Genomic DNA, 11,056 nt, shown 5'->3' with positions numbered 1-11,056 from the left:
GCGCACCCGTTGTCCCAGCACCACCTCGCCGAACGTCCCCGCCTCGCAGAGCCACTCCCCGCCCCAGCACCCGGCCGCGCCGCCGCCCGCCGGGCACGCGCCCACCATGCCCGAGAAGGCTCTCTCCCCGGGCGCTACCTTGGCTACGTCGGATATTTCGTCGGCGCGGGGCTGATCAGCGGCGCGGTGGTGCACTACCCGCTCGACCCAGCCCGCTACACCCGGATCGCCGGCTACGGCGATCCGGGTCTTCCTCGCCGCGACCGTCCTCAACGAGTTCATCCTCAAGCGCGAACGCCCGGCACCGCCGCGCATGCTCCTGGTCATCGGCGCCTCTCTGATGCTCTCCTTCGGCATCGGCATGCTCACCGGCGGTCTCCAGCACTTCATGGCCAACGTCGCCTACAGGGCCTGATCCTCCAGTCGGAATGGTGCTGCGTGGTCGCCGACCTGACGCCTCTCGACGAGCCCGGGGTTCACCGCACCCGTCGAGAGGCGCGCACGGCCGACTTCCTTCCCCGTCAGTCAGCGGCCGACTCAGCAGAGCGGAGATCGGCGGTCCACTTCTCCTCGATCCGGCCGAGCTTCCAGACCGCCATGGCGATGAGCCACGTGGCGAAGAACAGGCCGACGATCACGAAGCCGATCATGTTGAGGTCCAGCGCGCCGACCCGATCCCAGAAGGCCCCGTGCAGGCCGAGCTTCTCGGAGACCAGGCTGAGCAGCTCGACCGTACCGATGATCAACGCCACAGCGACCGACAGGCCGGTGATGGTGAGGTTGTAGTAGACCTTGCGGACCGGCTTGGAGAAGGCCCATCCGTACGCGAAGTTCATGAACGATCCGTCGATCGTGTCCAGCAGGCTCATACCGGCCGCGAAGAGGACCGGTAGGCACAGGATCGCGTACCAGGGCAGTCCGGAGGCCGCACCGGAGCCCGCCAGGACCATCAGAGCGATCTCGGTGGCGGTGTCGAAGCCGAGGCCGAAGAGCAGGCCCAGCGGGTACATGTGCCACGGCTTGCCGACCGACTTCATGACACGCCCGAGCAAGCGGTTCATCAGCCCCCGGCTGTTCAGCTGCCGCTCGAGGGCCGCCTCGTCGTACTGGCCGGTGCGCATCTTCCGGAAGACCTTCCAGATCCCGGCCAGGATGATCAGGTTGATCGCGGCGATGACGTAGAGGAAGACGCCGGAGACCGTGGTTCCGATCAGGCCCGTGACGTTGTGCAGCTGCGAGCCGTCGTCCCGCACGGGGCCGGCGAGGGCCTTGACGCCGAGGGAGATCAGGAATGCCAGGGCGAAGACGATGCTGGAGTGGCCCAGCGAGAACCAGAAGCCGACCGACAGGGGCCGCTGGCCTTCGTGCATCAGCTTCCGCGTGGTGTTGTCGATCGCCGCGATGTGATCGGCGTCGAAGGCATGCCGCATCCCGAGCGTGTAGGCGGTGACGCCCATGCCGATCCCGAACGCCTTGCTGCCCACCGTGTAGTGCTCCGGAGCGACGATCGCGATCAAGGTGAACCAGCCGACCAGGTGGAGCCCGAGGATGAACGCGGCCATGCCGCCCAGGCGCCGCCACTCGCGGGGCGTCATGGACGTACGAAGGCGCTGCCAGCGGGTACCGGCCTGACCGGATATGGGAGGTGAAGAGGAAGACGTGGTCGCCATGAGGCTCTGCTCTCTGCCGTTCGTATTGAGCCATCGCACCTTAAGAACGGCTGATTATCACCTGCAAGGCATTCGCAGCAAAGCTGGGAGCCGCCCCTGGCGCAAACGTCGCCGCGCACGCCGACCGGCTCCCGCAGCACGTTTGAAGAGCGCCTGGCTGACTGAAACCCGAAGTGCGCCACAATCTCCCCATGGCACACCCGGCCCTCGCCCGCCTCGACGCCCTTCTCGACTCCCTACCAGCCGGAACGGCACGGCGGCGTCAGCTCGGTATGGTGCGCCAGGAGCTCACCGCCGCCCTGGACGGAAGCGTGCTGCCCTCCGCAGCCGGGCGGAGCCTGCAGCGGCTGCTCGACGATGCGACGCTGCGGACGTACGTCCGGGTCGCCAGAACGGGGGCGTTGCGCAGCCGGCTGGTGAACGGCGAGAAGCCGCCGACGGCGAAGGCCACGAATACGGCACGGCAGGACTGCTTGGACCTCATTCGCGAGGCCGCGGGCCTGCCGCCCCTGCTTCTGGAGGAGCCGTCACCGGTAGAGCTCCGGCCGACTCCGGGCAGCGAGCGTCTGAGGATCTTGCGCCGGAGGCTGGGCGACGAGGTCAGCCGCATTCTGTCACCCGGGCACGCGCGTTTTGTCGCCGTGCTCGCCATTGTGCTCGACACGCGCGCTCGGGCCGGTGAACTCGTAGCTCAGCGAGTGATCCACCTGTCGGACGACCGGAGCAGGATTCGCGTGGTGCGTAAGCCGCAACACGGCACCGGCGCGGCTGCGGCGGACGAGACCGTGGCATTGTCGTCGCTGGGCAAAGCGGCGTTGGCCCAGTGGCTGCCCTTCCGCGCCGAATTGACCGAGCCGCTTCAAGGCAGCGCGACGGCGCTGTGGGTATCGCTTTCCCACAACCATGCGGGCGCGATCGACGAAGGAGGCCGGCACCGCTTTCGGATGCCTGGCATGCCTCTGCAGCAACGTGGTCTCATCCGCAGCTACAACAGCGGACGTCAGCAGTACGGCCTCGCCCACTTGCTGCCGCCGAAGCTGGAGCAACTACGCCGGGCGCTCGAGGATAGCGGGTGACGACCATCCGCGCGGGCAGGCGTTCGGTTACGCCGACGCATTAAGTGGTCGAGTGGCCCCAGCAGCTCGAGGCGTCGACGCCTATCGCGCCACAGGCGACCGGCGTGGTCCAGATAGCAGTGGTGCACTCCCGCAACCGGGAGTGAATGCTTATGCTGCGGTGGCTTGGAAACACGGGCGCGGCTCCCCCTAAGTCGTCTGGGGGGGGGAGCCGTGCTCTCGCAGTTGGTAGATGGATCAATCGTTGATGATGTCGGCGACGAAGGCGGACCACGCGGCAATCGGGAAGACGATGGCCGGTCCGCTGGGGTCCTTGCTGTCGCGGACGGGCATAAAGCCCTCGCGCTGGTATCCGTCGGCGACCTCTATGCAGCCGTTGCCCGCGTCGCTGTGCGACGACTTGCGCCACACGGCCGAGGAGAGGTCGATCGTGTGTTTGCTATGGGTCACTTACCATTCCCTTCCATGATCGACTTGATTCTTTCCCGGGAGTAGTCCACGGGAAGTGCTGCTGCGACGACGCGGTGAAAGGCGTCCTCGTGGACCTTCGCAACGGCCGGTCCCTCGGCGAAGCTGCTGCCCATGATGTTCTCCAGATGCACGACCGTGGGCCACGGGCTGGGGAAGTGCACCACGTGGAACAGACCAGCCATTCCGGGGTGCGGAACGGCGTCCAACGCCATGATCTGGATCGTGACGTTCGGCAGGTCCATCATGTCGAGCAGATGACGGAGCTGTTCACGCATCAGCGCCGCATGCGCGGCGAAGCGCTGGTGCAGGGTGCTCTCGTTGACGACCGCCCACAGCTTGAGTGGCTGCCCCGGTCGGGTAAGGACAATTTGCCGCGCCTTGCGCACCTCCACCAGTGCCGCGATCTCGTCCGGAGTGCGGATCATCGATGTGGCGGCGATGACCTCCCTGGCGTAGGCACCGGTCTGGAGCAAGCCGGGGATGATGTTCGGCGCGTAGATGTTCATTCTCTCGGCGTCGGCTTCGAGACTGATGTAGTCGCTGTACTCGGTGGCGACGACGTCGCCATACGTCTGCCACCAGCCGCGCTTCCCCGCGTCCTTGGCCAGTCCGGCCAGAGCTCCTATCAACGTTTCGTCCGTGACGCCGTAGCCCGCCATGAGCTCCGGGATCTCTTTGGCGGAGATGTGGGCACGAGCATTCTCGATCTTGGAGAGCTTGGTCGGATCCCAGCCCATGCGACCGGCGGCTTCCTCGAGCGTCTGGCCGGTCCTGTTTCTGGCTTCGCGCAGCAGGGCGCCGAGACGCCGTCGACGGAGCGTGGGCCGGGCCCTTTGGTTCGGCATTGAGCTCGTGTCCTCCCTCTCGGGGTGGCGAACTACCTTCAAAAGGTGACGGGTTGAACCGTGCAGGTTGCATTGTGCCCCCACAGGGTTGCGCAAGTCGATAGAACGCGGTTACCGCATTTGACAGTTGAGGTGACGGGCTTGCGCACCTGGGTTTCCAAGCGGCATTCTGCCTGAGCCATGGTGATGCGCATCACGATCGCGCTCACCCGGTGATCAGTGCGCGGCGGCTCGTCGTCCCCCGAGGGAGATGCGTAGCGGCGGGCCGCCGCAGCAACCGCCTTCACCGATCGTGGAGGAGTCCTCCCATGCCCACCTTCCCTGGCACCGCCGTGCCCGGACCCGCCGTCCCCCGGGTCGAGCAGGACCACGAACGCGCGGTCGAGTCCCCCGCCGGCGCCCGTTACCGGCAGACGCACGGCGACGCGAAGAGCTGGCCCGCCCACGACTACGAGGTCTACTGGGACCTCGCCCGCGCGATGTCCTTCCCCGACCTCGGCCCCGGAGAGGCCCGGTGACCGGGCCCGCGAGGCCGGTCCTACGCCGCCATCTCCTGGCGCATCCGGTTCAGTGCATCACCCGCGGCGCCCTGGACGTCCGGCAGCCGTTGGCCGGCGGCCCGCATGATGCGTTGCAGCTGGTGCGGCAGCCGCTGCACCGCCGCCTCGCCTACCGCTACGTCCAGGGCCTCGGCCGCCCCGGTGCGGTCGTCGCCGAGCAGTCGGACCTGAGCGACCGTGATCAGCTCGATCACCCGCCACTGCGGTGCCACCGTCGTCGTCAGCACGGGCTGCTCCTCCGCGAGCTGTATGGCCGCTCTTGCCCGGCCGGTCGCCAGGAGCCCGCGCAGTCGGATCTCGTGCAGCGAGAACGGGTTGAACAGCGAGGTGTGCCCAGCCGTGTCGAGGAGGCTGTCGGTCTCGCGCAGCACCGAATCGAACAGGTCCTGATCGCCCAGTGCGCCCGCCGCGCGGGCCAGGAGCGGCAGCGCGGCGGCCCGGTCGTCGACGGTCGGGGCGAGGGCGACCGCGTGACGCAGGCGCTCGACGGCGGCACCGTGGATGCGGGCCTTGCGCAGCTCGTTGCCGTGCATGCGCAGGATGCCGGAGATCAGGGCCGGGTCGTCGCCGAGGCGGCGGGCCGCTTCCAGGCTCCTGGCGGTCCATCGGGCCGCGGTGGCCAGGCGCTCCTCGGGGAGCACGTTGCCGAGGGCGACGCCCAGGCCGACGCGGGCACGGGCGAGGAGTCGCACGACGTCGCGTTCGCTGTGGCCGTCTTCGACGCGGGCTTCGAGGCGGGCGACCAGCGGCCACAGCTCGGCCACCGCCTCGGAGGCGTGGCCGGACTGGCGGGCGATCTCCGCCAGGCGCACGGTGGACTCGCCGAACTGCAGCATCGCCCGGTGATCGGTGTCGGCGACGTCCGTCACCCCGAGGACGTGCGGCGGCAGTCCGAGGCGTTCCGCGACGCGGCGCCGCGAGCCGACGTCCTCGAGCGACCGCTTGCCGAGCTCCAAGGCCGAGACATACGTCTTGTCGTAGCCCAGCAGCTCGCCGAGCTCGGTCTGGCTGAGCCGGTGCACCGCCCGGTGGAACCGCAGGATCGCCCCCAGGTCACGGGTGGCGAGGACGGTCTCGGCCTGCGGGGTCGCCCAGTGCCACACCACATGCCGGGCAGCCGGCTGGGGCGCCGGAAACCGTGGGCCGACGGGTTGCGTCACGGTGCGCCTCCTCGCGGCCGGTCAGCGGTGCCGATGTCCGTACCAGGTGGCGATGGCGCGCTTGTAGCCGTCTGGCATGTGCAGCCCTGGCACCTCATCGGCCGTGAACACGCCTACTTCCTTGTGCTCGTGGCTGACGACCGGCGTCCGGTCCGGGGTGAGCACGGTGCAGCCGTAGGTCACGATCAGGATCCGTCGGCCGGGGATCGGTTCGTAGATCCACACGCCGCCGTCGATGAGCGGGCCGGCCTTGACCTCCCACCCGGTCTCCTCCAGCAGCTCCCGCTCGACCGTCGTCTCCGGACTGTCGTCGGCGGGTTCGAGCCTGCCCCCGGGCAGCTCCCACTCGCGCCTCTCGTTCTTCAGCAGCAGCACTCGCTGGTGGATGTCGAGGGCGATGGCTTTGACGGAGACGGGCCAGGTCGGGGGCGTGTAGGTCATCGCTTTCCTTCGTGGTGCATCGCCGGTCCAAGGGGCGTGCGGAACATAGCACGCGACCGTCAACTCGCCACCCAGTTGGCCGAATTGTCGGAGTCGACAATCCGTCGCTGTACCCCGTGCCGTCGTGCCCCGGACCCTGGCCGCACCATCCCTGACGAGAGGAGCGCGCCGATGCGCGAGGCCCAGCCCTTCACGGCTCACTACGTCGACATCCAGTCGCCGCGGGCCGAGGATCAGGTCCACGAGCAGTTACGCGATACCGGGCTGATCACCCTCACAGGCTTCACCTCCCGCACCGTCGTCCGCGCCTTCGCCACCCGGATCATGGACATCACCCCACACCGCGACAGCGACCCCGACGGGCTCACCACCATCCGCGATACTCGCCGCCACACGCACCTTGCCGGATACGGGGGTTTCGGCAACGGCGAGCTGGCCCCGCACACCGAACGCTCCAGCGTCCCGAACCCGCCCCGGCTCATGCTGCTGGTCTGCGCCACCCCCGCCCACAACGGCGGCGCCTGCCTGCTGACCGACGGCCGCGCCGTTTACGCGGACATCGCGGCACGTCGCCGCGAAGCCCTCCTTGCGCTCAGCAAGCCCCGTACTGCCTACTTCGGCGGCGGTGACGGTCACCCCACACAGGTGTTCATCGAGCACCCCGACGACCGGATCTCCATCCGGCTCCGGCTCGACGGCCTCGCCCGCTTCAGCCCCACCGTGCAGCCCTGCCTTCCCTACCTGCGCAACGCCCTCACTACCTACCAGATCCGCCTCCCACTCGACACCGGCCAGGCATACCTGCTCGACAACGAACGCTGGCTCCACGCCCGCGAAGCCTTCGCCGGCAGCCGGCTGTGCTGGCGCGCCCTCGGCGAGCCCCACATCGCTCTCCCCAGCGGCTTCGCCCCCGCGTCCCGGAACGCGACCACGGCCAGCCCGGTGGTCGTGTCATGAGAACCCTCAAGATCACCCACACCCGGCGGCCCAGCATCGGCCGAGGTGTCCCCCGGGTCAGGCCGGACGAGTACCCCATCGACGCCGACGACATCATGAGTACGGTCTGTGCCGCCCTCGACCGGCTGCCGCTGGCCGCCACCGTCGATCACCTGCTGCTGCGCCTGCGCGGCCACATCCAGCTGCTCCTGCCCGAGATTGAGACCAAGAACTCGGCGAGGCACGGCCAGGACGACGACCCGATCCGCCTCGTGACCAGGTTCGTACGGGACCGGCTGAGCGGGGAACCGACGTCCGGGCCGGCGGTCGTGCGCTGCATCTACGCCCAGGAGCTGGCCTGCATCTGTCGCGACCTCCTCGCTCTCGCGCTCGCCGAGCCGGGAGCCGAGCAGCACCTGGCCGCCATCACCTCGAACTACCTGTGCCGGAGCTGATCATGCCGAACTTCGCGGGCACTGCCGTACCGAACCTGCCCCCGCTGCCCGAGCGCGAGCGGCCGACGCTTCAGATGAAGCTCCAGCAGCGTTACTCGCTCGTGGCCTCCAACGAGCCGCCGCGCAACGAGGTCGAGACCGACGAGTCGCCGGGCGGTGACTCATGAGCGATGGCACGGTCGTCGCGCTGCTCGGCCCTCCCGGCTCCGGCAAGAGCACCGTCTCCGCCGCCCTCGCCTCGGAGCGCGCCCTGCGGGTCTTCCGGCTTCGCGAATTCGCGCACCAGCAGGCGCGCACCAATGGCGCGATCGCCGACGCCGTGGCGCGGACGACGGACCCGCTGGGCTGGCTCCCCGACCAGGTGGCCATGGCCCTGGTCCGCCGCGCCCTGGACAACGACTTCCGCCTGACCCCGGGACGCCCGGTGATCCTTGAGGGCTACCCCGGAACCCAGGCACAGGCCATCCATCTTCTTCTCCACTTGCGCACCCGGCCCGGGATCTGGTTCAGCGTGATCGAGCTGGTCGCCGGCATCGCGACGACGGCCGAGCGCATCGGGCACCGGCAGGTGTGCCCGTCCTGCGACACCGCGCACGGCGGCCCGCGTCGGCCCGCCCGGGCGATGCCCGGCACGCCGGCCTGCTGTGCCCGCTGCGGTGGGGAGCTGACGCGGCGCCTGAACGACGCCGGCCCGGTGGCCGCGCACCGCCAAGCCCGCTACCGCCTGCGTGCCCCGGCTATCCGAGCCGCTCTCCAGCCTGCGCGGGTGCCGTGGTACGCGGTGGACGCCGAGCAGAGCGAAGCGGACGTCATCCAGGCCGCAGCGAGCGCGTTCGACGAGGCCGTACACGTCACCGATCTGAAGGGAGCATCCCTATGACCGCCGTCCCCCTGCCAATGCCCCAGGTGGGACCCCCGGGACCCGCCGATGCGTACGGGCACGCGCGGATGCCCGCACCCGCCGGCGCACTGGCCCCGTCGAAGATCGACCGGGTCGAGTACGGCCGGTACCGCAACGTGTACGTCTACATCACCGAGGCGTGCCCGCTGCGCTGCTCCGGCTGCTACATGGGCGCGCGCCTGGAGCGGGCGCTGAAGATGTCGTTCGAGACGATCACCTCCACGCTGACGACGTGGAGGCAGATGGGCGGCTCGAAGATCACGATCCTCGGCGGTGAGCCGACCCTCCACCCCCGCTTCGAGGACACCATCCGCCTGGCCTCGCAGCTCGGCTACGAGCACGTGATCACCACCAGCAACGGCCTGGCGAAGGCCAACCGCAAGTTCCGCCGCCTGGAGCCGGACGACTTCGCGTACGTACAGATCAGCCTAGACGGCGGCTCCGCCCCGACCCACGACGCCATCCGGGGACCGGGCACCTTCGACGAGACGATGAAGACGGTGGCCGAGCTGTGCGAGCGCGGGTTCGACACCCGCGTGATCTGCACCGTCAACAAGGCCAACCAGACCGACTGCCTCCGCCTGCTCGACATCGCCGACGACCTCGGCGTGAGCCTGGTGAAGTTCCACGTCTTCTCCGTCATCGGCCGCGGGCACGGCAGCCCGGAGAACGGCATGACGCCGCCCGAATGGCTCGACTTCTGCGACCGGCTCCACAAGAAGGCCGCCGGCTACAAGACCCGCGTCTGGTACCAGCCGACCTTCGCCCGCCGCGACGACATGGCCCGCTTCGAGGCCGAGGGGTACCGGGGCTGCATCGGCCGCACCCTCGACCGCATCTCCGTCTTCCCCGACAGCCGGGCCTACGTCTGTTCGTTCCTGTTCGACACCGACCTGCACTTCGCCGAGATGCGCGACGGCAAGGTGGTGCTGAACAAGGGCCCCAACGAGTACGACCTGTTCACCGGCGCCCTGGCCAAGCCCTCCTGCGGCACCTCGTGCAAGGCCCCCAGCTCGTGCATGGGCGGCTGCCCGGCCGAGGAGATCGTCGACGGCCGCGCCTCCTGCGCCGAGTACCCGGACATCGTGCCGGTCTGCCGCCTATGGAAGTCCGTCCCCGCCAACTGACCGCCGGCCACCGCGGCCACAACGCGGCACGCCCGTACCGCGTTGCCCACGGTGCGAACCCCCGAGACGAAAGGACCACCGGTCATGGCCCGTTACACCTCCTGCGTTGACCTTCACCTCCTCCTGCGCGACGGGAAGAAGGTGCTGCTGGGCGAGCGGCAGAACACCGGCTTCATGGACGGCGCCTTCCACTTCCCCTCCGGGCACCTCGAGGAAGGCGAGGCCGCGACCGCCGGCACCATCCGCGAAGCCGCCGAGGAGATTGGCGTCACCGTCGACCCCGGCGACCTGACCCTGGTGCACGCGATGCACCACCGCACCAACGAAGGCCGCACCGCCTTCTTCTTCGCCACCACCCGGTGGAGCGGCGAGGTCGACAACCGCGAGCCGGACAAGTGCGCGGGCTGGAGCTGGTTCGCCCTCGACGCCCTGCCCGAGAAGATGATCCCGTACGCGGCCGACGCCCTGCGCCACATCACCAAGGGCACCCTGTACTCCGAGCGGGGATGGGAGCAGCCCAGTTGACCGCCGCCCCGACCACTGTGTGGGACCTGGCCTGCTTCAGCTACCTGGCCCACGCCCAGGTCCTCCAGGTCGACCGCTACCCGCAGGCCGACCACGGCACACAGGTGAATAGCCGCTGGGTCTCGCTCGCCGCAGACGGCCCGATCACCGCGCTCACCGCCTCCGCCCTCGGCCTGCGCACCGCCCTCGTCTCCAACGGGGTCGGGCACGATTCCGCCGGCGAGACCGTCCGGCACCAGCTCGCCGCCGCCCGCGTCCATCACGCCGCGCCCGACCAGGGCGCGGCGGCCCGGACCCCGAACCTGACCGTGATCACGGACGGGGCGGGAACACGGACCTGGTTCGCCGACCTCACCCACGCCTACGCCAGCCTCCACCGGGCCGACACCAGCCCCCTGGGCAACGCCCGCCTGGCCTACGTCGACTGCTACCAAGTTCTCGCCGAGAACGCGGCGGCGGCCATCAAATCGGCCGGCGCCGCCGGGGTCCCGCTGCTGCTCAACCTCGGCAACGACCCACTCCACCCCGCGATCGAGCACGCGGCGAACCTGGCCACCCTCTACGCCGTCCAAACCGGCCTCCCGGAACAGCAGCACGACCGGGCCGACGCCACCGCGCTGGAGCTGGTGGAGCGCCTAAACCCGTACGCGGTGGTCATCACCCTCGGCGCGCGCGGCGCCTGGGCCCGCACCCGCACCGAATGCCACCGCATCCCCACCCGCCAGATCACCGTGGCCAACACCCACGGCGCCGGCGCCGCGTTCTCCGCCGGCCTGGCCGCCGCCTACCTCGACGGCTGCGACCTGCCCACCTCCCTGCACCGCGCCTGCGCCATCGGCACCGACCACTGCACTAGCACCACCCTCCTCGGCAGCACCCCCTTCCCGGC

14 protein-coding genes are annotated in these 11,056 nt (G+C 69.5%); 9 read left to right on the top strand and 5 right to left on the bottom strand.

Going from position 1 to position 11,056, the window contains the following annotated elements; genetic code table 11:
- Positions 1 to 521: 521 nt before the first annotated feature.
- Positions 522 to 1,595: a HoxN/HupN/NixA family nickel/cobalt transporter gene (locus tag K6I33_RS23915; protein WP_229356581.1), complete on the bottom strand. Its 1,074-nt coding sequence runs from the start codon at positions 1,593 to 1,595 to the stop codon at positions 522 to 524.
- A gap of 266 nt (positions 1,596 to 1,861) precedes the next feature.
- Here K6I33_RS23915 and K6I33_RS23910 point away from each other — a divergent pair, with 266 nt between their 5' ends.
- The gene (locus K6I33_RS23910) at positions 1,862 to 2,746 is read left to right on the top strand and encodes a hypothetical protein (RefSeq protein WP_229356580.1); all 885 of its coding nucleotides are present in this window, start codon (positions 1,862 to 1,864) and stop codon (positions 2,744 to 2,746) included.
- Between the two features lie 237 nt (positions 2,747 to 2,983).
- Here K6I33_RS23910 and K6I33_RS23905 read toward each other — a convergent pair whose 3' ends face one another.
- Complete coding sequence (locus tag K6I33_RS23905) at positions 2,984 to 3,196, bottom strand: DUF397 domain-containing protein (RefSeq protein WP_229356579.1); 213 nt, start codon at positions 3,194 to 3,196, stop codon at positions 2,984 to 2,986.
- A complete protein-coding gene (locus K6I33_RS23900) occupies positions 3,193 to 4,062 on the bottom strand; it encodes a helix-turn-helix transcriptional regulator (RefSeq protein ID WP_229356578.1) in 870 nt (289 codons plus the stop codon). Before K6I33_RS23900 ends, K6I33_RS23905 begins: the two co-directional genes overlap by 4 nt.
- A gap of 308 nt (positions 4,063 to 4,370) precedes the next feature.
- Between K6I33_RS23900 and K6I33_RS23895 the strand changes: the two genes are divergently transcribed.
- Complete coding sequence (locus tag K6I33_RS23895) at positions 4,371 to 4,580, top strand: hypothetical protein (protein ID WP_229356577.1); 210 nt, start codon at positions 4,371 to 4,373, stop codon at positions 4,578 to 4,580.
- A 20-nt stretch (positions 4,581 to 4,600) separates the two neighbouring features.
- On the opposite strand, the gene K6I33_RS23890 is transcribed toward K6I33_RS23895, so the two are convergent.
- Together K6I33_RS23890 and K6I33_RS23885 are read right to left on the bottom strand one after the other, a co-directional pair.
- The gene (locus K6I33_RS23890; protein WP_229356576.1) at positions 4,601 to 5,782 is read right to left on the bottom strand and encodes a helix-turn-helix domain-containing protein; all 1,182 of its coding nucleotides are present in this window, start codon (positions 5,780 to 5,782) and stop codon (positions 4,601 to 4,603) included.
- Positions 5,783 to 5,803: 21 nt separating this feature from the next.
- On the bottom strand, positions 5,804 to 6,223 hold the full coding sequence (locus K6I33_RS23885; RefSeq protein ID WP_229356575.1) for an NUDIX domain-containing protein: 420 nt from the start codon (positions 6,221 to 6,223) through the stop codon (positions 5,804 to 5,806).
- 171 nt (positions 6,224 to 6,394) lie between these two features.
- On the opposite strand from K6I33_RS23885, the gene K6I33_RS23880 reads away from it, so the two are divergent.
- From K6I33_RS23880 to K6I33_RS23850, 7 genes are all read left to right on the top strand, one after another.
- Positions 6,395 to 7,180 carry a TauD/TfdA family dioxygenase gene (locus K6I33_RS23880; protein ID WP_229356574.1) on the top strand — a complete coding sequence of 262 codons (786 nt, stop codon included), beginning with the start codon at positions 6,395 to 6,397 and terminating at the stop codon, positions 7,178 to 7,180.
- Positions 7,177 to 7,614 (top strand): DUF6415 family natural product biosynthesis protein, encoded by a 438-nt coding sequence (locus tag K6I33_RS23875; protein ID WP_229356573.1) that lies wholly within the window; start codon positions 7,177 to 7,179, stop codon positions 7,612 to 7,614. The genes K6I33_RS23880 and K6I33_RS23875 overlap by 4 nt, the downstream gene beginning before the upstream one ends.
- A gap of 2 nt (positions 7,615 to 7,616) precedes the next feature.
- On the top strand, positions 7,617 to 7,781 hold the full coding sequence (locus K6I33_RS23870; protein ID WP_229356572.1) for a hypothetical protein: 165 nt from the start codon (positions 7,617 to 7,619) through the stop codon (positions 7,779 to 7,781).
- A complete protein-coding gene (locus tag K6I33_RS23865) occupies positions 7,778 to 8,494 on the top strand; it encodes a nucleoside monophosphate kinase (RefSeq protein ID WP_229356571.1) in 717 nt (238 codons plus the stop codon). Before K6I33_RS23870 ends, K6I33_RS23865 begins: the two co-directional genes overlap by 4 nt.
- Positions 8,491 to 9,642, top strand: coding sequence for a radical SAM protein (locus K6I33_RS23860; RefSeq protein ID WP_229356570.1), 1,152 nt, complete (start codon positions 8,491 to 8,493; stop codon positions 9,640 to 9,642). Before K6I33_RS23865 ends, K6I33_RS23860 begins: the two co-directional genes overlap by 4 nt.
- 84 nt (positions 9,643 to 9,726) lie before the next feature.
- Positions 9,727 to 10,167 carry an NUDIX domain-containing protein gene (locus K6I33_RS23855; RefSeq protein WP_229356569.1) on the top strand — a complete coding sequence of 147 codons (441 nt, stop codon included), beginning with the start codon at positions 9,727 to 9,729 and terminating at the stop codon, positions 10,165 to 10,167.
- Positions 10,164 to 11,056: carbohydrate kinase family protein (locus K6I33_RS23850; protein ID WP_229356568.1), on the top strand; the 893-nt coding region annotated here is incomplete at its 3' end. The genes K6I33_RS23855 and K6I33_RS23850, both read left to right, overlap by 4 nt.

Origin of the sequence: Streptomyces sp. UNOB3_S3 (genome assembly GCF_020740895.1) — a bacterium.
In the GTDB taxonomy this organism is placed as follows: Bacteria; Actinomycetota; Actinomycetes; order Streptomycetales; family Streptomycetaceae; genus Streptomyces.
The sequence above is the reverse complement of the archived record's forward strand: the minus strand, read 5'-3'. Positions and strand labels throughout refer to the sequence as shown.

Coding starts and splice junctions, on each gene's coding strand:
- K6I33_RS23915 (WP_229356581.1), bottom strand. CDS start 1,595: ATGACGCCCCGCGAGTGGCGGCGCCTGGGCGGCATGGCCGCGTTCATC.
- K6I33_RS23910 (WP_229356580.1), top strand. CDS start 1,862: ATGGCACACCCGGCCCTCGCCCGCCTCGACGCCCTTCTCGACTCCCTA.
- K6I33_RS23900 (WP_229356578.1), bottom strand. CDS start 4,062: ATGCCGAACCAAAGGGCCCGGCCCACGCTCCGTCGACGGCGTCTCGGC.
- K6I33_RS23895 (WP_229356577.1), top strand. CDS start 4,371: ATGCCCACCTTCCCTGGCACCGCCGTGCCCGGACCCGCCGTCCCCCGG.
- K6I33_RS23885 (WP_229356575.1), bottom strand. CDS start 6,223: ATGACCTACACGCCCCCGACCTGGCCCGTCTCCGTCAAAGCCATCGCC.
- K6I33_RS23880 (WP_229356574.1), top strand. CDS start 6,395: ATGCGCGAGGCCCAGCCCTTCACGGCTCACTACGTCGACATCCAGTCG.
- K6I33_RS23875 (WP_229356573.1), top strand. CDS start 7,177: ATGAGAACCCTCAAGATCACCCACACCCGGCGGCCCAGCATCGGCCGA.
- K6I33_RS23870 (WP_229356572.1), top strand. CDS start 7,617: ATGCCGAACTTCGCGGGCACTGCCGTACCGAACCTGCCCCCGCTGCCC.
- K6I33_RS23865 (WP_229356571.1), top strand. CDS start 7,778: ATGAGCGATGGCACGGTCGTCGCGCTGCTCGGCCCTCCCGGCTCCGGC.
- K6I33_RS23860 (WP_229356570.1), top strand. CDS start 8,491: ATGACCGCCGTCCCCCTGCCAATGCCCCAGGTGGGACCCCCGGGACCC.
- K6I33_RS23855 (WP_229356569.1), top strand. CDS start 9,727: ATGGCCCGTTACACCTCCTGCGTTGACCTTCACCTCCTCCTGCGCGAC.